The sequence below is a fragment of the Stenotrophomonas sp. 28608_Sma genome (assembly GCF_056486185.1).
Genome location: NZ_CM151308.1, coordinates 1,386,445 through 1,408,741 on the forward strand (window position 1 = coordinate 1,386,445; position 22,297 = coordinate 1,408,741).

18 protein-coding genes are annotated in these 22,297 nt (G+C 67.0%); 10 read left to right on the plus strand and 8 right to left on the minus strand.

The genetic code is table 11. The features are described from left to right. Nucleotides 1-61 precede the first annotated feature (61 nt). The 3 genes from gpmA to ACZLHH_RS06360 all read left to right on the plus strand — a co-directional run bounded on the left by gpmA (nucleotide 62) and on the right by ACZLHH_RS06360 (nucleotide 4,317). Nucleotides 62-811 (plus strand): 2,3-diphosphoglycerate-dependent phosphoglycerate mutase, encoded by a 750-nt coding sequence (gpmA, locus tag ACZLHH_RS06350; RefSeq protein ID WP_004150217.1) that lies wholly within the window; start codon nucleotides 62-64, stop codon nucleotides 809-811. Between the two features lie 342 nt (nucleotides 812-1,153). After that, complete coding sequence (locus ACZLHH_RS06355; RefSeq protein WP_182266802.1) at nucleotides 1,154-2,116, plus strand: IS110 family transposase; 963 nt, start codon at nucleotides 1,154-1,156, stop codon at nucleotides 2,114-2,116. Between the two features lie 107 nt (nucleotides 2,117-2,223). After that, on the plus strand, nucleotides 2,224-4,317 hold the full coding sequence (locus ACZLHH_RS06360) for a M13 family metallopeptidase (protein WP_180844829.1): 2,094 nt from the start codon (nucleotides 2,224-2,226) through the stop codon (nucleotides 4,315-4,317). 92 nt (nucleotides 4,318-4,409) lie between these two features. On the opposite strand, the gene ACZLHH_RS06365 is transcribed toward ACZLHH_RS06360, so the two are convergent. The 4 genes from ACZLHH_RS06365 to ACZLHH_RS06380 all read right to left on the minus strand — a co-directional run bounded on the left by ACZLHH_RS06365 (nucleotide 4,410) and on the right by ACZLHH_RS06380 (nucleotide 10,186). Beyond that, complete coding sequence (locus tag ACZLHH_RS06365; protein WP_132809641.1) at nucleotides 4,410-5,027, minus strand: HD-GYP domain-containing protein; 618 nt, start codon at nucleotides 5,025-5,027, stop codon at nucleotides 4,410-4,412. Nucleotides 5,028-5,073: 46 nt separating this feature from the next. After that, complete coding sequence (gene mfd / locus ACZLHH_RS06370) at nucleotides 5,074-8,538, minus strand: transcription-repair coupling factor (RefSeq protein WP_110711665.1); 3,465 nt, start codon at nucleotides 8,536-8,538, stop codon at nucleotides 5,074-5,076. Nucleotides 8,539-8,687: 149 nt separating this feature from the next. Next, complete coding sequence (locus ACZLHH_RS06375; protein ID WP_004150340.1) at nucleotides 8,688-9,233, minus strand: GNAT family N-acetyltransferase; 546 nt, start codon at nucleotides 9,231-9,233, stop codon at nucleotides 8,688-8,690. A gap of 95 nt (nucleotides 9,234-9,328) precedes the next feature. Then, nucleotides 9,329-10,186 carry a 23S rRNA (adenine(2030)-N(6))-methyltransferase RlmJ gene (locus ACZLHH_RS06380; RefSeq protein ID WP_024958156.1) on the minus strand — a complete coding sequence of 286 codons (858 nt, stop codon included), beginning with the start codon at nucleotides 10,184-10,186 and terminating at the stop codon, nucleotides 9,329-9,331. A 35-nt stretch (nucleotides 10,187-10,221) separates the two neighbouring features. On the opposite strand from ACZLHH_RS06380, the gene creB reads away from it, so the two are divergent. The 7 genes from creB (at nucleotide 10,222) to ACZLHH_RS06415 (ending at nucleotide 18,036) form a co-directional block, all read left to right on the plus strand. Continuing rightward, entirely contained in the window at nucleotides 10,222-10,947 is a 726-nt protein-coding gene (gene creB, locus ACZLHH_RS06385) for a two-component system response regulator CreB (RefSeq protein WP_180844830.1), read from the plus strand. A gap of 3 nt (nucleotides 10,948-10,950) precedes the next feature. Beyond that, entirely contained in the window at nucleotides 10,951-12,411 is a 1,461-nt protein-coding gene (creC, locus tag ACZLHH_RS06390) for a two-component system sensor histidine kinase CreC (RefSeq protein ID WP_180844831.1), read from the plus strand. A gap of 81 nt (nucleotides 12,412-12,492) precedes the next feature. Next, nucleotides 12,493-13,812 carry a cell envelope integrity protein CreD gene (gene creD / locus ACZLHH_RS06395; protein WP_110711667.1) on the plus strand — a complete coding sequence of 440 codons (1,320 nt, stop codon included), beginning with the start codon at nucleotides 12,493-12,495 and terminating at the stop codon, nucleotides 13,810-13,812. Between the two features lie 10 nt (nucleotides 13,813-13,822). After that, nucleotides 13,823-14,233 (plus strand): hypothetical protein, encoded by a 411-nt coding sequence (locus ACZLHH_RS06400; RefSeq protein WP_180844832.1) that lies wholly within the window; start codon nucleotides 13,823-13,825, stop codon nucleotides 14,231-14,233. 142 nt (nucleotides 14,234-14,375) lie between these two features. Continuing rightward, nucleotides 14,376-15,953 carry a M20/M25/M40 family metallo-hydrolase gene (locus tag ACZLHH_RS06405; protein ID WP_049424552.1) on the plus strand — a complete coding sequence of 526 codons (1,578 nt, stop codon included), beginning with the start codon at nucleotides 14,376-14,378 and terminating at the stop codon, nucleotides 15,951-15,953. A gap of 153 nt (nucleotides 15,954-16,106) precedes the next feature. Next, complete coding sequence (gltX, locus tag ACZLHH_RS06410) at nucleotides 16,107-17,510, plus strand: glutamate--tRNA ligase (RefSeq protein WP_107433381.1); 1,404 nt, start codon at nucleotides 16,107-16,109, stop codon at nucleotides 17,508-17,510. A 34-nt stretch (nucleotides 17,511-17,544) separates the two neighbouring features. Continuing rightward, the gene (locus ACZLHH_RS06415) at nucleotides 17,545-18,036 is read left to right on the plus strand and encodes a transcriptional repressor (protein ID WP_478478759.1); all 492 of its coding nucleotides are present in this window, start codon (nucleotides 17,545-17,547) and stop codon (nucleotides 18,034-18,036) included. Between the two features lie 32 nt (nucleotides 18,037-18,068). Here the strand turns inward: ACZLHH_RS06415 and ACZLHH_RS06420 are convergent, their stop codons facing one another. From ACZLHH_RS06420 to ACZLHH_RS06435, 4 genes are all read right to left on the minus strand, one after another. Then, complete coding sequence (locus ACZLHH_RS06420; RefSeq protein WP_180844833.1) at nucleotides 18,069-18,722, minus strand: hypothetical protein; 654 nt, start codon at nucleotides 18,720-18,722, stop codon at nucleotides 18,069-18,071. A gap of 75 nt (nucleotides 18,723-18,797) precedes the next feature. Beyond that, nucleotides 18,798-19,958, minus strand: a complete 1,161-nt coding sequence (locus tag ACZLHH_RS06425; RefSeq protein WP_180844834.1) for an HlyD family secretion protein — start codon at nucleotides 19,956-19,958, stop codon at nucleotides 18,798-18,800. Nucleotides 19,959-19,968: 10 nt separating this feature from the next. Further along, entirely contained in the window at nucleotides 19,969-21,642 is a 1,674-nt protein-coding gene (locus tag ACZLHH_RS06430) for an MFS transporter (protein ID WP_164079473.1), read from the minus strand. Then, nucleotides 21,642-22,208 (minus strand): TetR/AcrR family transcriptional regulator, encoded by a 567-nt coding sequence (locus ACZLHH_RS06435; protein WP_010483118.1) that lies wholly within the window; start codon nucleotides 22,206-22,208, stop codon nucleotides 21,642-21,644. The genes ACZLHH_RS06430 and ACZLHH_RS06435 overlap by 1 nt, the downstream gene beginning before the upstream one ends. Between the last annotated feature and the right edge of the window lie 89 nt (nucleotides 22,209-22,297).

The window sequence follows — 22,297 nt, forward strand, 5'->3', positions numbered from 1 at the left end:
CGGTGAGCGGCGCCCGGGGCTACAATGGCGGCCTGCCTTTCCTCGCGTTGGAGACCCTGCAGTGACCCGTAAACTCGTACTGTTGCGCCATGGCCAGAGCCAGTGGAACCTGGACAATCGCTTCACCGGCTGGGTCGATGTCGACCTGACCGAGCAGGGGCGCCGGGAAGCGGCCGCCGCGGGTCGCCTGATGCGCGAGGAAGGCCTGCAGTTCGACGTCGCCCACACCTCCGTGCTGAAGCGTGCCATCCACACCCTGCAGGGTGCGCTGGCCGAGCTGGAGCAGGACTGGCTGCCGGTGAACAAGTCATGGCGCCTCAACGAACGCCATTACGGCGGCCTGCAGGGCCTGGACAAGGCCGAGACCGCCGCCAAGCACGGCGAGGACCAGGTCAAGGTGTGGCGTCGTTCGTATGACATCCCGCCGCCGGCCATGGACCTGGAGGATCCGGGCCACCCGATCCATGACCGTCGCTACGCTGGCCTGGACCGCAACGCGCTGCCGGGTACCGAATCACTGGCCACCACGCTGGACCGCGTGCTGCCGTACTGGCACGACGCCATCGCGCCGCAATTGAAGGACGGCAAGACCGTGCTGGTCACCGCCCACGGCAATTCGCTGCGCGCGCTGTACAAGTACCTCAACAACGTCTCGCGCGAGGAAATCCTCGAGCTGAACATCCCGACCGGCATCCCGCTGCTGTTCGAACTGAACGACGACCTGACGGTGAAGTCGTTCCGCTACCTGGGCGACCCGGAAGCAGCGCGCAAGGCCGCTGAAGCCGTGGCCAACCAGGGCAAGGCGAAATAAAACAGAAGGCCGGCGCAAGCCGGCCTTCGCTTTTTGTAGAGTCGAGCCATGCTCGAATGCTGTTGGCCTCTTGCCGCAAGGACAATAAACCCGGAACGGAGAGCAGTCGAGCATGGCTTGTATGTTCCTCCCGGCTCCTACGCGGTATGTAGGAGCCAGGGTGGAGGGACCGTCAAGCATGCATCTGCGGATACTAGCCGACAGACGAGTCGAGCGATCCCCATCCCGCACACGAACGTCGATAAAGGATCGTACGGCCCCCAAAGGGGATCGTCGATGTAGGCAAGCTAACGTCGGTGCGGTACCACCCCAGCCCCTTAAAGATAGCTGGGAGCCGTACAAATGTCTGATTCTCTCGATATTGGCGTGGACGTGGACTCCAAGGAGTTCGTACCGGCAGTGGCCGACCGCAAGGCCGGCGACAGGATCGCCAACACCCGGGCCGGCATAGCCCAGTGGCTCAACACCTTGCCCCAGCGATGCCGGATTGGCATGGAGGCGACGGGGCGGTACTACGAGTTGTTGGCTCGGATGGCTGGCCAGGCAGGCCACGTTGTCTATGTGATCAATCCACGTCTGATCAAGCACTACGGCCGGGCGACGGGCTCGCGTGGCAAGACGGACGCCATGGACGCCGAAGCGATCGCCCGGTACGTGAAGAAGGAGAACGATCGCCTGCGTGAATACGTACCGCGTACCGACGAGCAGCAGCAGATGCACGATTTGCTGCGCAAGCGGCAGACGCTGGTAAAGACACGCGCGCGCCTGGAGCAATCCTTCGGGGTAAGCAAAAGTGCCCCCGGGGAGCTGTCAGATCTGTTCTGCGCTCTGGCTGGGACGCTGTCCGAGCTGGAAAGCGAACTGCAGCGCTTGGGTCGCGATGGAGAGCATGGCACGCTCTACAAGCGCCTGTTGACCATCCCTGGTGTCGGCCCTGCCGTCGCCGCTCACCTGATCTACTACATGACGCGCTGGCCGTTGGCCAACGCCAACGCGTGGATCGCCTGCACCGGCCTGGATCCCCGGCCTAACGAGTCTGGCGGCAGAACGGGACGGCGTCGGCTGTCCAAACAGGGCGCGCCAGTGCTGCGCCAGATGCTCTACATGGCCGCCATGGGGCTCAAGCGGTGTCGTCGGGGGCAACCGCTCTACGACGAGCTGTCAAAACGCGGTCACCCCAGCACCGCCGTCTTCAACATCCTGGCCAGAAAGCTGGCCAGGATCGCCTGGGGTGTCTTCAAAAGCGGCCGGGACTTCGATCCGGCCATGCTGAAGGTGGGTCAAGCCTGCTTCCAGCAGGCTTGACCACGAACATAGGATCTCGACTCTACATAAGCGCGTCCTGTGACCTTTGGCCGGTCCCACCGCAGGCCTCCCCGGCTACCCTGTGAAATTACCCGCAGGAGAGCCTCATGAACGTCCGCAACCTGGTCCCGCTGGGCCTGACCATCGCCATCGCTGCCTCGCTGGCGGCCTGTGGCAAGAATGAAACCGCGCCGGCGGCCAGCGCCGACGCCAAGCCGGCCTTCGACCTGTCGCAGATCAAGACGCCGCTGATCTCGCTCAACAGCGCCGACCTGGATCCGTCCATCTCGGCCTGTACCGACCTCAACGGCTTCGTCAACAGCAAGTGGCTGAAGGCCAACCCGGTGCCGGGCGACCAGACCACCTGGGGCAGCTTCGAGATCCTGCGCGAGCGCTCGCTGGAAGTGCAGCACGCACTGGTGCAGCAGGCCGCGGCCAGCCAGGCCAAGGCCGGCTCGGTGGAAGCCAAGATCGGCGACATCTGGAAGACCGGCAACGATGAAGCCAAAATCGAAGCCGCCGGCCTGGCGCCGCTGCAGCCGCAGCTGGACAAGATCACCGCGCTGAACGATACCGCCGCCATCACCCAGTACCTGCGCGACAGCCAGGCCGAGGGCAAGGGCGTGCTGTTCTCGCTGTTCGCCAATGCCGACTACAAGGATTCGGCCAACGTCATCGCCTATGTCGGCCAGGGCGGCCTGGGCCTGCCGGAGAAGGGCTACTACTTCGATGACGCGCAGGCCAAGATCCGCGATGCCTACGTGGCCTACATCGCGCAGGTGCTGACCCTGTCCGGCGCGGACGCGGCGCAGGCCGCCGAGCAGGCCAAGGCCGTGATGGCCTTCGAAACCCGCCTGGCCAAGGCCTCGATGTCGCGCATCGAAATGCGCGACCCGGCCAAGCGCTACAACCCGCTCAGCGCGGCTGACGCCGACAAGCTGACCCCGAACTTCAGCTGGACCGCGCTGTTCGACACCCTGAAGGTGCCGGCCGCGCAGAAGTTCTCGCTGGCGCAGCCGGGCTTCTTCGGTGAAATGGACAAGATGCTGGCCGACGTGCCGGCCAGCACCTGGCAGGCCTACCTGCGCTTCCACACCATCGACGACGCCTCGCCGTACCTGAGCAGCCAGTTCGAGAAGGCCAACTTCGATTTCTATGGCACCACCCTGCGTGGCCAGAAGGAAATGCAGCCGCGCTGGAAGCGCGTGCTGGAGTCGGTCAACGGTGGCATGGGCGAAGCCCTGGGCCAGCTGTACGTCGACGCCGTGTTCCCGGCTGAGTCGAAGGTTGCCATGCAGCACCTGGTGGAAAACCTGTCGCAGGCGCTGAAGGCGCGCCTGGAGCAGCTGCCGTGGATGGGCGAAGAAACCAAGAAGAAGGCCCTGGAAAAGTGGGCCAGCTTCACCCCGAAGATCGGTTACCCGGACAAGTGGCGCGAGTGGGCGGGCCTGCAGACCAACGGCGACAGCTACCTGGGCAACATGCAGGCGGCACGTGCGTTCAACTACCGCTACATGCTGGACAAGATCGGCAAGCCGGTGGACAAGACCGAGTGGGGCATGACCCCGCAGACCGTCAACGCGTACTACAACGCCACCAAGAACGAGATCGTGTTCCCGGCGGCGATCCTGCAGGCCCCGTTCTTCGACGCCAAGGCCGATCCGGCGCTGAACTACGGCGGCATCGGTGCGGTCATCGGCCACGAGATGATGCACGGCTACGATGACTCGGGCAGCCAGTTCGCCGCCAACGGCAACTTCGACAACTGGTGGACCGATGCCGACCGCAAGGCCTTCACCGAGCGTACCGACCAGCTGGTCGCGCAGTTCGACGGCTATGAATCGGTGCCGGGCGTGTTCGTGAAGGGCAAGCTGACCCTGGGTGAGAACATCGGCGACCTGGGCGGCTTGACCGTGGCCTACGACGCGTTGCAGATGGCGCTGAAGGAAGATCCGAAAGCGAATGTCGAAGTCGATGGTCACAGCCAGGACCAGCGCTTCTTCATGAACTGGGCCACCGTGTGGCGCCGCAACTTCACCGACGGTGAGCTGCGCGTCCGCCTGAACACCGACCCGCACGCGCCGGCCAACTTCCGTGCCAACGGCGCGCCGTCGAACATGCCGTCGTATGCCGCTGCGTTCCAGTGCAAGGCCGGCGACGCGATGGTGCGTGCCGACGACAAGCGCGTGGTGATCTGGTAATCGATCGCACGTGATGCGTGATGCAGAAGGCCCGGCGAATGCCGGGCCTTCTGTTTGTCTGATCGGTAGCGCCGGGCCATGCCCGGCGGATCTCAGGCCAGCGCTGGTTCCTGCGCCAGCATGCGATGGAAGCGCTGCAGCACATAGGGATCGATCAGGCCGCCGGACTGCTCGTCGATGATGCGCAACGCAGTCTCGCGTTCCATCGCTGCGCGGTAGGGGCGCACGCTGGTCATGGCATCGTAGGCATCCGCAACGGTGACGATGCGTGAGCCCAGCGGAATGCTCTCGCCACGCAGGCCGTCGGGATAGCCGCTGCCATCGAACGCTTCATGGTGGGCGCGAATCAGCCGCGCGACCGGTGCCGCATCGCTGCGGCCGGTGGCCAGGAAGATGTGTTCGCCGCGCACCGGATGCTCGCGCATGATCGCGCGTTCCTCGTCGGTGTGCCGGCGCGGTGTCAGCAGTACATCGTCGGGAATGCCGATCTTGCCGATGTCATGGAAGCGCGCGGCCAGGGCGATCTGCGAGCAGGCATCGTCATCGAGATCGCAGTGCGTGGCCAGGCGCTGCGCGAGCAGGCCAACGCGGTCGCAATGGTGGCGGGTGTAGGCGTCGCGCATCTGCAGCGACATCGAGAGGGCATCGATCAGGCAGGCCTGTGCGTGCAGCAGGTCGGGGGCGGGTACGGCGTCAGGAAACATGGTCATCCGCCCGCACCGGGTGGGGACCGGTGCGGGGTGTTCGGGGGGGCGATCAACCCGGGGCGAGGGTGGTCAGAAGGGCGCGGGCCGCATTGAAGCGGTCTTCCGGCAACGGCAGCGGGTGCTTGATGCGCAGCTTGTCAGGCCCTTCCATGGCGTAGAGATTGGGTTGTTTCTGGATCAGCTGGATCACCGCCATCGGGTCGATGTTCGGCTTGGACTCGAACACGATGCGGCCACCGTTCTCGCCCAGGTCCAGCTTGCGGATGCCGAGGGTGTTGGCCTTCAGCTTCAGCTCGGCGATGGCGAACAGGTGCTTGGCCGCATCCGGCAGCAGGCCGAAGCGGTCGATCATCTCCACCTGCAGTTCGCGCAGCGCATCACTGTCGCGCGCGCTGGAAATGCGCTTGTACAGGGTCAGGCGGGTGTGCACGTCCGGCAGGTAGTCTTCCGGAATCAGCGCCGGCACATGCAGCTCGACCTCGGCACCGCGCACTTCCTCGCCGGCATCCAGGTCGGGCAGCTTGCCCTGCTTGATGCTGCGCACCGCGCGCTCCAGCAGCTCGGTGTAGAGGCTGAAGCCGACCTCGGCCATCTGCCCGCTCTGGTCCTCGCCCAGCAGTTCACCGGCACCGCGGATTTCCAGATCGTGCGTGGCCAGGGTGAAGCCGGCACCGAGCTCGTCCATCGACGCGATCGCTTCCAGGCGCTTTTCCGCATCCGGGGTGATCGAACGACGATCAGGTGCCACCAGGTAGGCGTAGGCGCGGTGGTGCGAACGACCGACGCGGCCACGAAGCTGGTGCAGCTGGGCCAGGCCGAAGCGATCGGCGCGGTTGATGATGATGGTATTGGCGTTGGGGATGTCGATGCCCGACTCGATGATCGTGGTCGACAGCAGCACGTTGAAGCGCTGCTTCTGGAAATCCAGCATCACCTTTTCCAGCTCGCGCTCGGGCATCTGGCCGTGGGCGATGCCGATGCGCGCCTCCGGCACCAGCTCGGACAGCTCGCGCTGCATGCGGCCGATGCTTTCCACGTCGTTGTGCAGGAAGTACAGCTGGCCACCACGCGCCAGCTCGCGCTGGAAGGCTTCGCGCAGCAGCGCGTTGTCCCACTGGGTGATGAAGGTCTGCACCGCCAGCCGGTTCGGCGGCGGCGTTGCGATGATCGACAGGTCGCGCAGGCCGGCCATGGCCATGTTGAGCGTGCGCGGAATCGGCGTGGCGGTCAGGGTCAGCAGGTGCACGTTGGCGCGAAGCGCCTTCAGCGCTTCCTTCTGGCGTACGCCGAAACGCTGCTCCTCGTCGACGATGACCATGCCCAGGTCCTTGAACTTCACGTCCGGCTGCAGCAGGCGATGGGTACCGACGATGACGTCGATGGTGCCGGCGGCGACCTTTTCCAGCTCGGCCTTGATTTCCTTGGTGGTCTTGAAGCGCGACAGCACCTCGACCTTCAGCGGGTAATCGGCGAAGCGATCGCGGAAGTTGCGGTAATGCTGTTCGGCCAGCAGCGTGGTCGGCACCAGCACGGCCACCTGCTTGCCGGCACTGGCGGCGGCGAACGCGGCGCGCACCGCCACCTCTGTCTTGCCGAAGCCGACGTCGCCGCAGACCACGCGGTCCATTGGCTGGCTGCTGGCCAGGTCGCGCAGGGTGGCGTCGATCGCGGCCAGCTGGTCCGGCGTTTCCTCGAACGGGAAACCGGCCGCGAACGGTTCGTACATCGCGCGGTCTACCTGCAGCGCCAGACCAGCACGGGCCTGGCGGCGGGCCTGGATCTCCAGCAGCTCTGCAGCCACGTCGCGCACCTTCTCGGCGGCCTTGCGCTTGGCCTTGCTCCACTGTTCGCCGCCCAGCGAATGCAGCGGCGCGGTTTCCGCCGAAGCACCGGAGTAGCGGCTGATCAGGTGCAGCTGGGCGACCGGCACATACAGGCGGTCACCCTTGGCATATTCGATTTCCAGGAACTCGCCGGGCATGCCGCCAACGTCCATCGCAATCAGGCCGCGGTAGCGGCCGACGCCATGGTCCTCGTGGACGATCGGCGCACCTTCGGTCAGTTCGCCGAGGTCGCGGATGATCGCTTCCGGCTCGCGGCCGGCACGGCGCGTGCGGCGGGTGCTGCCGGCGCGCTCGGGGAACAGCTGGCGCTCGGTCAGCACCGCGATGCGCGGATCGTCCAGTGCGAAGCCATCCTCCAGCGGTGCCACCGCGATCGCGAAGCGCGCATCGTCGGCGAGGAAGCTGGGCAGGTCGGCCACCACCGGCGGCTTCAGCTCGGCGGCCTGCAACACTTCCAGCAGCGCCTCGCGACGCCCGGGCGAATCGGCGGCAATCAGCACCCGGCCCGGATAATGGCCGAGGAAGGATTTCAGCGCGTCGCCAGCGGGGGCCTCGCGCGCGGCCACCGGCAGCGGCGGCAGCGGCTGGTCGCCCAACGCATGGGCATCGGCGATGCGCGCGTGGTCAGCCGACCACACTTCGATGCGCGGGGCATCGTTCAGACGCTCGCGCAGTAGTTCCGGCGACAGATACAGCGCCGACGGCGGCAGCAGCGGCCGTTCCACATCGTGGCGGCGCTGCTCGTAACGCTCGCCGGTCTGCGCCCAGAACGCCTCGGCGGCTTCGCCGGCACCGGCGCAGACCACCGGCAGGCTGCCGTCGGGCAGGTAGTCGAACAGGGTCGCGGTGCGTTCGAAGAACAGCGGCAGGTAGTACTCGACGCCGGCCGGGGCCAGCCCGGACTTCAGATCCTGGTACAGCGCGCTGCGCCGGGTATCGACATCGAAGCGTTCGCGCAGCGTGGCCAGCACGCGGGCGATGCTGGCTTCGTCCATCGGTACTTCGCGGCCCGGCAGCATGTGCACCGCCTCGACCTTGTCCAGCGAGCGCTGGCTTTCCGGGTCGAAGGCACGGATCGAGTCGATGTCCTCGTCCAGCAGCTCCACCCGCAGCGGCTCGTCGGCGCCCATCGGGAACACATCGAGCAGGCCGCCGCGCACAGCGAAGTCACCCGGGTCCATCACCTGCGGGACGTTGCGGTAACCAGCACTTTCCAGGCGACGCTTCTCGGCTTCCAGATCCAGGCGCTGGCCGACCTTCAGGTCGAAGCTGCCACCGATCACGTAGCTGCGCGGGGCCAGCTGCTGCAGCAGGGTCTGCACCGGCACGATCACCAGGCCGCGCTTCAGCGTGGGCAGGCGGTGCAGGGCGGACAGTCGCTGAGAAATGATGTCCGGATGCGGGCTGAAGCGGTCGTAGGGCAGGGTTTCCCAGTCCGGGAAGGCGACCACCGGCAGGGCCGGGTCACCGCCGAGCAGGGTCTGCAGGTCGGCTTCGAGCTGGTTGGCACCGTGGTTGTCACGGGCGATCACCAGCAGCGGGGCGTCGTGCGCACGCGCGGCCTGGGCCAGGTACCAGGCCAGGGCGGTCGGCGATGCGGGGGCGCGCCACCAGGCGCGGAGCTGGCCGGCGCGCGGCAGCGGCGGGGCGGGGTATGAGGTACGCGACATGGACCCCGGATTTTAGCAGAAGCCCGATCGAAGCCCGGTGGGTCATGCCGGCCGTTGGCCGGCCGCCTCATGTGTCGTTGGGGTATCGGAATGCCGGCCAGCGGCCGGCACTACCGGGAGGCGTCGCCGGGCAGAGCCCGGCGCATCCGTCAGTTGTCCAGCTCCAGCACCATCCGCACCAGGCCTTCGGCACCGGTCGGGTGCGGCACCGGCTTGAAGCCCAGCGAGGCGGCCAGCTGCTTCATCGGCTCGTTCTCGGCGGCAACGTCGCCGTACAGACGGTCCAGGTACTTGCCGCGGCCCCACTTCACCAGCTTGCGCATCAGCTGCCGGCCGAGGCCCTGGCCAATGAGGAAGCGGCTGATCAGGATCGCGTACTCGGCTTCACGGGTACCGGGGATGATCGAGGCCCGGGCGACCGCGCCGACCACCGCTTCGCCAGCGGGCAGGGATTCGGCAGCGACCAGGGTGATCTCGGTCTTGGGATTCGGGTGGGTCAGGCGCTGGGTGGTTTCCGGCGACAGCTCGGTCACCGCCTGCAGGAAACGATCACGGATTTCTTCCGGCCCGAACAGGCTGAACGCCGCTTGCAGCGGTGCGCCATCCTCCGGGCGGATGGGGCGGATCAGCAGCTCGTGGCCGCTGGGAGCCTTGAAGATCTCATGCCAGGGCGGCATACGGTTGCGAGTGGCCATACCGGGTGATTCCTTGGTGGTCCATCGATTGTGGCATCACCGGGGCTGCATTCCGTGAACGAAAGGCTCACGGCGGTACAGCCTCGTGAAGGCCGTTATTCGGGTGCTTTGAGCCAATCCAGGCGGGTGCTGGCCCCGGGTTCACCCAGGTGCTGGCGCAGCGCCGGCAGGGCCGGGCCGACCACCCGGTCGAACTGCCAGGGCGGGTTGAGCAGCAGCATGCCGCTGCCGTTGAGGCGCAGCGGTGAGTCGTCCGGGCGCACCAGGAACTCGATCGTCATCGCCGATTTCACCGGCAGGGCGGTGGCCTTGCGCAGGAAGTGCAGGATGGTGCGGCGCTGCTTGATCGGGAACCAGACGGCACACGTGGCCTGCGGCCAGCGCGCCAGGGTTTCGGCCAGGGCGGCCAGAACGGCCTGGTATTCGGCGTCCTGGGCCTCGTAGGGCGGGTCGATCAGCACCAGGCCACGGCCGATCTTGCTGCCGTTGAACTTCGGCGGCAGCAGCGAACGCAGCAGCGCATAGCCATCGCCCGCCCGCACGTCGACGCGGCTGTCATGGGCGAACAGGGCCTTCAGCGTGGCCGTTTCGGCTTCCTGCAGCTCACAGACCGCCATGCGGTCCTGCGCGCGCATCGCCTGCGCGCTCAGCAGCGGCGATCCCGGGTAGTTGGTCAGGGCGCCCACCGGATTATCGGCCTGCACCGCCTTCAGATAGCGCTCGACCACCTCGGGCAGCTTGGGCTGGGCCATCAGCCGCATGATCCCGGATTCAGCCTCGAGGGTCTTGCGGCTCTCTTCGCTGGCCAGCAGGTAGCGGCCGGCGCCGCCGTGGGTGTCGAGCACGAAGAACGGGCTGTCCTTGCGCTTGAAGCTGTCGATCAGGGCCAGCTGCACGATGTGCTTGAGCACATCGGCGTGGTTGCCGGCATGGAAGGCGTGGCGATAGTTCATGGGCGGCAGTGTACGGGGCGGCGGCCGCAGCGGCTATGCTGCGCGCCATGACAGCTCCCGTTGCCCATGTCCTGGTGGTCGAGGACGAAGCCGCCATCGCCGAAACCGTGCTCTATGCGCTGCGCAGCGAGGGCTATGCCGCCAGTCACTGCCTGTTGGGCGGTGAGGCCCTGCAGCGGCTGCAGGACGGCGATATCGACGTGGTGGTGCTGGACGTGGGCCTGCCGGACCTGGGCGGTTTCGAGGTCTGCCGGCGGCTGCGTGCGCAGGCCGGGCCGGCGGCGCAGCTGCCGGTGATCTTCCTGACCGCGCGCAACGACGAAGTGGACCGCGTGCTCGGCCTGGAGCTGGGCGCCGACGACTACATGACCAAGCCGTTCTCGCCGCGCGAGCTGGTGGCGCGGGTGCGTGCACGCCTGCGCCGTGCGGCGCCGGTCGTCGCAGCGCCCGGCGCCGATGCGGGCTGGCAGGAGCATGGCGCGTTCGCCATCGACCGCGAGGGCCGGCGCATCCGCTTCCGCGGACAGTCGCTGGACCTGACCCGCTACGAGTACGCACTGCTGGAAGCATTGCTGCAGCGCCCGGGTGCCATCCTCAGCCGTGCCCAGCTGATGGACCGGGGCTGGGACAGCAGTGCCGACAGTGCCGACCGCACCGTCGACACCCATGTAAAGACGTTGCGCGCCAAGCTGCGCGCGGCCGGTGCCAGCGACGACCCGATCCGCACCCACCGTGGCCTCGGCTACGCGCTGGAGGTCTAGCCGATGCGCCTGGTACTGAAGCTGTTCCTCGGCTTCTTCCTGATCACCGGCATCGCCGCGTTCTTCGTGATGCGCGTGTTCGTCAACGAGGTGAAGCCCGGTGTGCGCCAGGCGATGGAATCGACCCTGGTCGATGCGGCCAACGTGCTGGCCGAGATGGCCGCCGCCGACGTCAAGGACGGCACCATCCGCAGCGGCAGCTTCACCCGCAACCTGGCCAAGGCGCGGCAGCGCGACCTGAAGGCGATGGTCTGGCGTTTCCCCAAGCGCTCGCTGGATTACCGGGTGACCATCACCGACGCCAAGGGCATCGTCATCTACGATTCGCTGGGCCGTGATCTCGGCCGCGACAACTCGCGCTGGAATGATGTCTACCGCACCCTGCGCGGTGAGTACGGCGCACGTTCCAGCCCCGAGATTGCCGGCGAAGAGGGCGATACGGTGATGCATGTGGCGGCGCCGGTGTACGACCCGGCCGACGGCCGCACGCTGATCGGCGTGCTCAGCCTGGCCCAGCCCAACCGCAGCATCGATCCGTTCATCGCCGCCAGCCAGCGCGCCATCATCGAGCGGGGTGCGTGGCTGATCGGGCTGTCGGCGCTGGTCGGCGTGCTGGTGACGATGTGGCTGACCACGGGCCTCGGTCAGCTCAGCCGCTATGCACGCGCGGTCAGCGCGGGCGAACCGGTGCCACCACCACGGCGCCGTCGCGACGAGATCGGCGATCTCGGCCAGGCGCTGGAAACGATGCGCCGCAAGCTGGAGGGCAAGGCCTACGTCGAGCAGTACGTGCAGTCGCTGACGCACGAGATGAAGAGCCCGCTGGCGGCGATCCGCGGTGCCGCCGAACTGCTGCAGGAGCCGCTGCCTGAAGCCGATCGCGTGCATTTCGCGCGCAGCATCGTCGACCAGCAGGAGCGGCTGACCGAGACCATCGACAAGCTGCTGGCGCTGGCCGAAGTGGAACAGCACGGCTGGCTGCAGACGCGTGACCCGATCGCGCTGCCGGCATTGCTGGCCGATGCGGCGGCCGCCGCGCAGGTGCGTGCGCAGGCGGCCGGCGTGCAGGTCCGCATCGGCAACGTGCCCGACCTGCGGGTGCAGGGCGACGGCTACCTGCTGCGGCAGGCACTGCACAACCTGATCGACAACGCGATTGCCTTCTCGCCAGCCGACGCGGAGATCGCGCTGCAGGCCGAGGTGGACGGGCAGGGCGTGCGCCTGCAGGTGGCCGACCGTGGCGCCGGCATTCCCGACTACGCGCGTGAGCGGGTGTTCGAGCGCTTCTATTCGCTGGCCCGCCCCGGCAGCGGGCGGCGCAGCTCCGGCCTGGGCCTGCCGTTCGTGCAGGAGGTCGCGCGCCTGCATGATGGGCGCGCCAGCGTGGATATCCGCGAGGGCGGCGGCACCGTGGCCAGCCTGTGGCTGCCTTTGGGTGTGCCAGGCCAGCGCCCGCGCCGCTGACTTCACACTCGCTTCAAATTCGCCACAAACCCTGCTCACCGCGGCGGTCCATCCTGCAGCCCTCTCCAACGAGGATGGACCATGAAATCCCTGAAGATGCTGCTGCGGTTCGCCATTGTCGGCGGGCTGATCCTGCTGCTGCTGGTGCCGCTGACCATGATCCGCGGGGTCATCAACGAACGCAGCGCGTACCGCGACGAGGCCTTCTCGCGGGTGGCCGACAGCCGCGCCGGTGCACAGCAGCTGGTGGGCCCGGTGCGGGTGGTGCCGTGGGTGGAACGCAAGCAGGTTGAACTGGTCGACCCGCTGGGCGTCAAGAAGACCGAGGTGCAGGTCACCGAGGGGCACTGGCTGCAGATGCCAGCGTCGCTGGAGGTGGGCGGCGAGATGCTGCCGAGCCAGCGTGAGGTCGGCCTGTTCAAGGTGCCGGTATACAGCTGGAACGGCCAGATGAAGGCGACGTTCGCCGCAGACGACTATCCGGTGAAGGCCGGCCGCAGCTACGGCCAGCCGTATGTGGCGGTGGGCATTTCCGATGTGCGTGGCCTGGTCGGTACGCCGAACCTGCGCGTGGATGGCAAGCAGCTGCGCCTGCTGCCGGGGGTTGGTGCGGCCAGCGAGGTGGGCCGCGGTCTGCATGCACCGGTGGCCGGATTCGCCGAAGACCATGGCGGCACGCTGGCTGCCAGCACCGTCGAACTCGAGCTGCGCCTGGATGGCAGCCGCATGCTGTCGGTGGTGCCGGTGGGCGATGACACCAAGATCGCACTGCGTTCGAGCTGGCCGCATCCGTCATTCAGCGGTGCGTTCCTGCCCAACGAGCGTCGCGTCGACGCACAGGGCTTCGATGCGCGCTGGGCGGTGTCTTCGCTGGCCTCCGATGCACAGCGACAGCTGCGCAATGATGGTGCGGTCGAGTCGCAGGCGGTGACGGTGTCGCTGGTTGATCCGGTCGATGCCTACACCCAGGCCGACCGTGCCTCGAAATACGGCGTGCTGTTCGTGCTGCTCACCTTCGTCGGCTTCATCCTGTTCGAGCTGATCAGGTCGCTGCGCATCCACCCGCTGCAGTACCTCATGGTGGGCCTGGCGCTGGCGATCTTCTTCCTGCTGCTGATCAGTCTGTCCGAGCACATCGCGTTCTGGAAGGCCTATCTGGTCTCGGCGGTGGCCTGTATCGGCCTGCAGGCGGTGTACCTGGCCAACGTGCTGGGCCACTGGAAGCGCGGCCTCGGCTTCGCTGCGCTGCTGACCGTGTTGTATGGCGCGCTGTATGGCCTGCTGGTGTCGGAGAACAACGCGCTGCTGATGGGTTCACTGCTGCTGTTCGTGATCCTGGCGCTGGCGATGTGGGTGACCCGCCGGGTGGACTGGTACGCGCTGGGCGCGGAACTGAAGTAAGGAGCACGTCATGAGCTGGCGCCAGGGATTGCGGCAACGGGCACGGCAGGGCATTCCGGCCCTGTTGGAAGTGGATGCGCTGCTGCAGGCACATGGCGTGCTGGCGGCCCTGCCGGGGGCACGGATCGCCCCCGGCCTGGTCCGCTTCCAGCTGGCGGCGGCGACCTGCGAGGGACTGCACGGCAAGGGGCTGGGCTGGCTGCAGGACGCGCGGCAGGGACGCGGCGCGGTGGCAGGCCGGGTGCCGCGCTACCGGCCATGGAAGGCCGGGGCGGAGGCGCTGGCCGAGATCGGTATCGGCGGCCTTCCGGATGGCTGGCCGGCACACGCGGCGGTGTACGGCTGCAGCAGCATCGACCGGCGGCACTGGTTGCTGCTGCTGCCGGAACGGGCGCAGTTGTGGCTGGGATGGAGTGGATGATTCGGTTGTTCATCCACGCATGGCGTGGATCTACTGTCGCTGTCCATGACCGATGGGACGGTATCGGCGCGCCCCTGCTGGCTAGACTCGATGGGTTGATGATCGAGCCGAAGGGCAGGGGTGCGATGTGTTGAAGTGGGGCATGCTGGCCGCAGCGCTGGCGATGGGTGGCAATGCAGGCGCGCAGCAGCGCGAGCCGGTGGACCTGGACATGGTCAGCCGCATCCGCCAGGAGGCCTTCCACCGTTCGCAGGTGATGGACACCTTCAGCTACCTCACCGAACGCATCGGCCCGCGACTGACCAACTCGCCGGCGATGGGCCGCGCCAATGCCTGGACCCGCGGCAAGTTCAACGAATGGAAGCTGGACAACGTCCACGACGAAGCCTTCGACGACTTCGGGCGCGGCTGGGAGTTCACCTCGGCCAGCGTGGAGATGCTGGGGGACCGTGTACAGCCGCTGCATGCACTGCCGAAGGCGTGGACGCCGGGCACCAAGGGACCGGTTGAAGGCGAACTGGTGCAGGTCGAGATCAAGAAGCCCGAGGACATCGAGAAGTACCGCGGCAAGCTGCGCGGCAAGATCCTGCTGCTGGGCGAGGCGCGCGAGTACAAGCGCGGCACCGAGGCGGATTCGCACCGCCACGACGCTACCTCGCTGGAGGGCCTGCAGGAGTTCACCCTGCCCAAGGACAAGGACGCCACCGCCGAGCGTGCGAAGCGGGTCAAGGAATATCAGGAACGCCAGCAGCTGGCGACCAGGGTCAATGCGTTCTTCGTGGAAGAAGGCGCGCTGGCCTCGATCAGCATCAGCAGCTGGGACAACGGCATCATCCGCGTTGCCGGCGGCGGCTCGCGCAAGGCCGGTGAGTCGGTGGGCATTCCCGAGCTGGCGATGATCAGCGAGCACTTCAATCCGCTGGTGCGCGCGCTGGAGGCCAAGCAGACCGTGCGCCTGCGCGTGGATGTGGCTGCGCGCTTCACCGACGAGGCCGACCAGCCTGGTTACAACACGCTGGCCGAGATCCGTGGCAGCAGCAGGCCCGATGAAGTGGTGATGATCGGCGCGCACCTGGATTCCTGGCACAGCGGTACCGGTGCGGCCGACAACGCGGCCGGCGTGGCGGTGATGATGGAAGCGATGCGCATCCTCAAGGCCACCGGCGCCAAGCCCAGGCGCACCATCCGCGTGGCGCTGTGGAGCGGCGAGGAGCAGGGCCTGATCGGCTCGCAGGCCTATGTGGCCAAGCACTTCGGCCGTTTCCCGGAACCCACCGATCCGGCGCAGAAGGCGCTGCCGGCCTCGCTGCGCGAGCCGACCGGCGCGCTGCAGAAGACCCGCGACTACGGCAAGTTCCAGGTCTACTTCAACATGGACAACGGCTCGGGCCGCTTCCGTGGCATCTATGCACAGGAAAACCTGGCGGCGATGCCGATCTTCGAAGCCTGGCTGGCCCCGTTCCATGACGTCGGTGCCACCACCGTGGCCACCCGCAACACCGGCAGCACCGACCACATCAGCTTCGACCGCATCGGCCTGCCGGGCTTCCAGTTCATCCAGGACCGGCTGGACTACTTCACCAATGTCCACCACAGCCACCTGGACACCTGGGACCACGCCGAACCGGAAGACCTGAAGCAGGCCGCGGCCATCGTCGCCTCGTTCGCCTACAACGCCGCGATGCGCGAGCAGTCCTTCCCCCGCAAGGTAGAACCGTAAAAGGGGACGGAGGGGATTAAGTCGTTTCTCCCCTCCGTTTCCCGGTTGCAGGCCCAGCGGCTGGGCAATCGCGACTTAATCCCCTCCGTCCCCTTTTTCCGTAGGGGGCGGTGGGCTGGTAAAATCGGGGGATTCCCGTTCCTCGAGCCGTCCATGACCTGCCGCACCCGCTTCGCCCCCAGCCCCACCGGTTACCTGCACATCGGCGGTGCCCGCACCGCGCTGTACTGCTGGCTGGAGGCCCGCCACCGTGGCGGCGAGTTCGTGCTGCGCATCGAGGACACCGACCGTGAACGCAGCACCCAGGGCGCGATCGACGCGATCCTGGAGGCGATGGAGTGGCTGGGCCTGGATTACGACGAGGGCCCGATCTACCAGACCGACCGCGTCGCCCGTTACATGGAAGTGGCCGAGCAGCTGGTGGCCGACGGCAAGGCGTACTACGCCTATGAGACCCGCGAAGAGCTGGACGCGATGCGCGAGGCCGCCATGGCCAGGCAGGAAAAGCCGCGCTACAACGGCGCTGCACGCGAACTGGGCCTGCCGCGCAAGGACGACCCGAACCGCGTCATCCGCTTCAAGAACCCGCTGGAAGGCACGGTGGTGTTCGACGACCTGATCAAGGGCCGCATCGAGATCGCCAACAGCGAGCTGGATGACATGGTCATCTTCCGCCCGGACGGCTACCCCACCTACAACTTCGCGGTGGTGGTGGACGACTGGGACATGGGCATCACCGAGGTCATCCGCGGCGACGACCACATCAACAACACCCCGCGCCAGATCAACCTGTACGAAGGCATCGGCGCGCCGGTGCCGAAGTTCGGCCACATGCCGATGATCCTCGACGAGCAGGGCGCCAAGCTGTCCAAGCGCACCGGCGCGGCCGACGTGATGCAGTACAAGGACGCCGGCTACCTGCCGGACGCGCTGCTGAGCTACCTGGCCCGCCTGGGCTGGTCGCACGGTGACCAGGAGCTGTTCAGCCGCCAGGAGCTGATCGACCTGTTCGACGTGAAGGACTGCAACTCCAAGGCCTCGCGCCTGGACATGGCCAAGCTGGGCTGGGTCAACCAGCACTTCCTGAAGACCGAGGACGTGGCCGCGATCGTGCCGCACCTGGTCTACCAGCTGCAGAAGCTGGGCCTGGACGTGGCCGCCGGCCCCGCCCCGGAGGACGTGGTGATCGCCCTGCGTGAACGCGTGCAGACCCTGAAGGAAATGGCCGAGAAGGCCGTGGTCTGGTACCAGCCGCTGACCGAGTACGACGAAGCGGCGGTGGCCAAGCACTTCAAGGCCGGTGCCGAAGTGGCGCTGGGCAAGGCCCGCGAACTGCTGGCGGCGCTGCCGGAGTGGACAGCCGAATCGGTGGGCGTCGCCCTGCACGACGCGGCCGCGGCGTTGGAAATCGGCATGGGCAAGGTGGCCCAGCCGCTGCGCGTGGCCATCACCGGCACCCAGGTCAGTCCTGACATTTCCCATACCGTGTACCTGGCCGGCCGCGAGCAGGCCTTGAAACGCATTGATGTGGCCATCACCAAGGTAGCAACGGCCTGAGGCATCCTTGCCAGGCCCGAACCGGAGAACACGCATGCCCGCCAAGACCGCCACTGCCTGTACCGCCTCGCACCACCACGTCCACGACGCGTCGGATTTCGTGGCGGTGGTCGAGCGTGTCTCGCGCGAACGCGGGCTGCGCCTGACCCCGATCCGCGCCAACGTGCTGAAGCTGATCGCCGAGGCCGGCAAGCCGGTCAAGGCCTACGAGCTGCTGGAATGGGTGCGCAACGGCAAGGGCGTGGGCGCTGATGCCCCGCCCACCGTTTACCGCGCGCTCGACTTTCTGATGGCCAATGGCTTCGTGCACAAGCTGGAGTCGGTGAATGCCTTCGTGGCCTGCCACCACCCCAGCAGCGCGGCGCACTCGGTGCCGTTCCTGATCTGCAACAGCTGCCACAGCGCGGTGGAACTGGAAGACCGCGAGATCGTCACCCAGCTGGAAAAGCGTGCCAAGGAGCTGGGCTTCCAGCCGCAGGCACAGACCCTGGAAGTGCACGGCCTCTGCGCGCGCTGCGCGGGCTGAGTCGCGGCGCGTACCCGGACTGAGCCGTACGCTCAGTCCCGGGCGGCGTGCTCTTTCAGACGCTTCAGGACGCTGCGCTGTGCGTCGACCAGTACAGGGTCGTCCACCCGCAACTGCTCGACCCAGGCGAGCGCTGGTACCGGGTCGGCACGGCGCACTAAATACAGTGCCTGCGCCAGGAAATGCACATTGGGCACCCTGGCGTCCCAGATGAGCTTGGCGATACGCAGCATCGACGCCTGCATGCCGGGTGTAAGCGCAACGCCGGTCTTCCCCGAAAGCGCAGTATTGAGGCAGTAAAGCGCCTGGCAGGGCAGATCACGCGGTGTGCCCGCACGCGACCAGTCAGCGCGTTCGGCAAAGTCCAGCAGGATGGCAATGGCGGCGGGGCCACTCACATCGGCCAGTGTGCCGAGCGCGAACACTGCCAGCTGGGGGTCACCCAGCATATCGCGCAGGCCTTCCACGCCCTGGCGTCCCCAGGCGGTGCAGGCCTTGGCCCAGCCGCCGAACGGTACAACCCGGCTACCATCGCCCAGCAGGCCATCATCCGGCCAACCGTGCAGTATCCGCAGCCGCTCAATCTCCTCGCCACCTTCGGCGCCGTGCTCCTGCACGAAGGCGATCAGATCTTCCGCTTCCAGCGTGTCCTTGGCCGCCCGCCTGGCCAGTGTCGTGAATTTCATCGTCTTCCAGTGATCCTGATCCAGATCCGTAACGGTAGCGGATCAATGGGGTGAAGGCAGTCAGCAGCCTGCACCCTAGTCCATCGGCTTGGACCGGGTATCCACCCGCACGATCACCGACATGCCTGGCCGCAGCTGTGCGGCCAGCGTCTGGCCTTCATTGATCGATATCCGCACCGGCAGCCGCTGCACCACCTTGGTGAAGTTGCCGCTGGCATTGTCCGGGCGCAGCACGCTGAATTCCGACCCGGTGGCGGGCGCGATCTCCTGCACGCGGCCGCGCAGCACCTGGCCCTGGAACGCGTCCACCGAGAACGTGGCCGGCTGACCGATCGCCATGCCCCAGGTCTGGCCTTCCTTGTAGTTGGCCACCACCCATAGCGTGTCAGGCACCAGGAACAGCAGCTGCGAACCGGCGGCGACGTACTGGCCCACGCGCACGCTGGCTTCGCTGATCTGGCCGTCGCGCGGTGCGTGGATCACCGTGTTGGCCAGGTCGATGCGCGCCAGTTCCAGTTGTGCCTGTGCGCTTTCCACCTGGGCCTCCAGGCTCTTGCGCGCCACCTGGGTCGACACCAGCGTTTCCTCGGCGATGCGGATCTGCGCCTGCGACTGCTGCACGCTGGCCTGTGCCGAGGCCTGGGTGGTGCGGAACTTGTCGCGGTCGTTGACCGACACCAGTTGCTGCGCAGCCAGTTCCTCGTAGCGTTTCAATTCATTGCGCGAACGCTGCAGCTCGGCCTGGCCGGCCGACAGCGTGGCGTGCGCCGAAGCGATCTGCGCACGGTTCTGTGCCTGCGACTGGTCCGAGTTGGCCAGTGCCGCACGTGCGCTGTCCAGGGTTGCCTGCGCCTGAGCGACACGCTGCGTGTAGATGCGGTCATCGATGCGCAGCAGCGGCTCGCCCTCCCTCACGTGCTGGAAGTCCTTCACCAGCACCTCGGTCACGTAGCCGTTCACCTGTGGCGCCATCACCGTGATCTGCCCGCGCACATAGGCGTTGTCGGTCACCATCACGCTGCTGATGAACGGCCACAGGTGCCAGGCGCGCAGGATCAGCGCAATGCCCAGCAAGGCCACCACCACCATCACCACCACGCTGCGCGCGCTGGGCTTGAGGTACTTCGGCGCGGCAGCCGGTGCCGCGGGCGTGGGCGCAGGCGCCGCATCGGTCGGCGGCGGTGGAGTGACGTTGTCGGCGTCGATGTCGTCGGGGCGGGGCGGGACGGGAGGCATGGAGGAGGACTCAGCGGGGCGCGGCCGGCGTGACCGCAGCGGGGGAAGTGGGGTGGCGCTTGCGCCATTGCTTGAGCACGGCGGTGCGCAGCGACAGCAGCAGCAACCAGCCCAGGAAGCCGATCGCCAGCCAACCGCTCAGCGTGAACACATCATTGAAGCCACGCACGTTGGCTTCGCGGCGCGTGGTCTGCGCCAGCTGCGCGCTGCCCTGCGCGCTGCGCAGCACCGGGTCGGTGATCTGTGCGCTGTACAGCTGCTGCTGGAGGCGCAGGCGCTGCGCCACCACCGGGTCGGCCGGGTCGAGCTGGCTGGTCAACGCGCTGGAGTACAGCTGCTCGCGGTGCAGCTGGAAGGTGCCCAGCACCGCCGAACCGGCCAGGCCACCGAGCGTCTGTGTGATCGACAGCGTTACCAGGAAGGTGATCATGTGGTCCACACCCTGCTTCAGCGCCGCGGAAATGCCGAGCATGATCAACGGGCCCATGAACATGCCGGCACCGACCGAGGCCAGGAACTGGCTGACATAGAAATCGTGCGGTCGATCCATGCTGGTGCGGTGCTGATCGAAGAAGGCGGCAGCGCCGAGCAGCAGGATCGCCATCAGCAGCTGCGCGATCAGCCGCTTCGGGCCGAAGGTCAGCGAGGCACCGGCGATGCCGGTGACCACGCCCGCGAGGATCACTACGAACAGCGGGCGCATCTGGTCCGGGCCCATGCCCAGCGTGCGCATCAGGTTGACCACGCCATAGGACTGCTCGGTGGTCAGGAAGCGGATCAGGAACGCGCCGACGATGAAGTGCAGCACCGGCAGCTTCGACAGCCAGCGGATCTGCAGCAGCGGATTGCGCCGGTAGTGTTCGATGATGAAGGCAGTGGTGGAGAGCACGATCGAGGCGACCAGCGCCCAGCCCAGCCATGGCGTGTTGAGCCACCAGCGGGTGTAGCCCTGCGCCAGCACGATCACCAGCAGCGCGACAGCCGGCGCAAGCAGGGCGAAGGTGAGGAAGTCCAGCGGCTCGAAGGCTTTCACCTGGATGCCGGGCGGCAGCTTCAGCACCACCACTGCCGCGAACGCGCACAGGGCCAGCCCGGCTTCAAACGAGTAGAGCTGGTGCCACTGGCCGGTATCGACCAGGCCCGGCGAGACGATCCAGGCGATCGGCACCGCCAGCTGCGAGAGGCCCACGCCAACCACCAGCAGATTGCCGGTGAACCGTCGTGGCAGCGCCTGCAGCATGTACAGCGTGCCCAGTGTCGAACAGGCGGCGCCAGCGAAGCCGCTGGCGGCACGGGTCAGCATCGTGGTCTCGAAGCTGCCAACGAACAGGTGCAGCACCGCCAGTGCTGCGTACAGGCCCAGGCCGATCTCGGCGAACAGGCGGATGCCGTACTGCTGGCGGAACTTGAAGGCCAGCAGGTTGGCCGTGACGTTGACCATTGCATAGGCCGCCACCAGCCAGCTGCCCTGGGTCGGCGTCAGTGCCAGCTGGCCCTGCAGGAAGGGCAGGTTGGCGGTGACCAGTGCATTGCCAAGGCCACCGGTGATCGCCACCAGCAGCGACACCAGTGCATAGGCCACGCGTCGATACGGTGGGTGCCAGGGCATCGACGCCGAACCGGGCATGGTCGGCTTCTCGTGCTCCTCCCAATCCGGAACCGGCTTCAGATACGGCTGGACCATCAGCGGGCCTCGCTGGTTGCTCCCTGGAGACCCCCGCGCAGCAGCTGCAGGGCACGCCCGGCCAGGTGGGCGCGCTCGTCGCGGGTCTTGCCGCGCAGGGCTGCGCCCAGCATGCCCGAGATCAGTGAAATATCCGTCTTCTCCAGGTCGGCCCGGCACAGGCCGGCGGCCTTGGCACGGGCGATCGGTGCTTCCAGCAGATCGCGCACGGTCTCGCGCGCGGTGCGCATGGCCGGCACGTCCGAATCGACTGCACGCCAGTAATCGGCCAGTGCCGGCGAATCGATGATGCGCTGGGCCATACCCTCGAACACTTCGAAAAGGGCATCGTCGCGGTCGCCGAGCTGCTCGACCTGGCGCCGGATACGGTCGACCGTACGTTGCAGCAGGGCCTGGATCAGCGCGGTGCGGTCGGGGAAGTTGCGGTACAGGGTGGCGCGGCCCACCTGGGCGCGTTCGACCACCAGGTCCAGCGGGGCGGTGACACCGTGTTGGCCGAACACATGATCGGCGGCGTCGAGGATGAGGGCACGGCGGGCAGCAGCATCGGCACGTTGGGCAGTCATGGAATTATTTTCGGACAAAAATGTCCGATTGGCGAGACTTTGAGTGACGGGATTGTCCGCTTGTTGTGGTACGCACATCTTTGTGACGA

Excerpts from the sequence above, each read along its gene's own strand:
- ACZLHH_RS06355 (WP_182266802.1), top strand. The coding sequence starts at position 1,154 with ATGTCTGATTCTCTCGATATTGGCGTGGACGTGGACTCCAAGGAGTTC.
- ACZLHH_RS06360 (WP_180844829.1), top strand. The coding sequence starts at position 2,224 with ATGAACGTCCGCAACCTGGTCCCGCTGGGCCTGACCATCGCCATCGCT.
- ACZLHH_RS06365 (WP_132809641.1), bottom strand. The coding sequence starts at position 5,027 with ATGACCATGTTTCCTGACGCCGTACCCGCCCCCGACCTGCTGCACGCA.
- mfd (WP_110711665.1), bottom strand. The coding sequence starts at position 8,538 with ATGTCGCGTACCTCATACCCCGCCCCGCCGCTGCCGCGCGCCGGCCAG.
- ACZLHH_RS06375 (WP_004150340.1), bottom strand. The coding sequence starts at position 9,233 with ATGGCCACTCGCAACCGTATGCCGCCCTGGCATGAGATCTTCAAGGCT.
- ACZLHH_RS06380 (WP_024958156.1), bottom strand. The coding sequence starts at position 10,186 with ATGAACTATCGCCACGCCTTCCATGCCGGCAACCACGCCGATGTGCTC.
- creB (WP_180844830.1), top strand. The coding sequence starts at position 10,222 with ATGCTGCGCGCCATGACAGCTCCCGTTGCCCATGTCCTGGTGGTCGAG.
- creC (WP_180844831.1), top strand. The coding sequence starts at position 10,951 with ATGCGCCTGGTACTGAAGCTGTTCCTCGGCTTCTTCCTGATCACCGGC.
- creD (WP_110711667.1), top strand. The coding sequence starts at position 12,493 with ATGAAATCCCTGAAGATGCTGCTGCGGTTCGCCATTGTCGGCGGGCTG.
- ACZLHH_RS06400 (WP_180844832.1), top strand. The coding sequence starts at position 13,823 with ATGAGCTGGCGCCAGGGATTGCGGCAACGGGCACGGCAGGGCATTCCG.
- ACZLHH_RS06405 (WP_049424552.1), top strand. The coding sequence starts at position 14,376 with ATGCTGGCCGCAGCGCTGGCGATGGGTGGCAATGCAGGCGCGCAGCAG.
- gltX (WP_107433381.1), top strand. The coding sequence starts at position 16,107 with ATGACCTGCCGCACCCGCTTCGCCCCCAGCCCCACCGGTTACCTGCAC.
- ACZLHH_RS06415 (WP_478478759.1), top strand. The coding sequence starts at position 17,545 with ATGCCCGCCAAGACCGCCACTGCCTGTACCGCCTCGCACCACCACGTC.
- ACZLHH_RS06420 (WP_180844833.1), bottom strand. The coding sequence starts at position 18,722 with ATGAAATTCACGACACTGGCCAGGCGGGCGGCCAAGGACACGCTGGAA.
- ACZLHH_RS06425 (WP_180844834.1), bottom strand. The coding sequence starts at position 19,958 with ATGCCTCCCGTCCCGCCCCGCCCCGACGACATCGACGCCGACAACGTC.
- ACZLHH_RS06430 (WP_164079473.1), bottom strand. The coding sequence starts at position 21,642 with ATGGTCCAGCCGTATCTGAAGCCGGTTCCGGATTGGGAGGAGCACGAG.
- ACZLHH_RS06435 (WP_010483118.1), bottom strand. The coding sequence starts at position 22,208 with ATGACTGCCCAACGTGCCGATGCTGCTGCCCGCCGTGCCCTCATCCTC.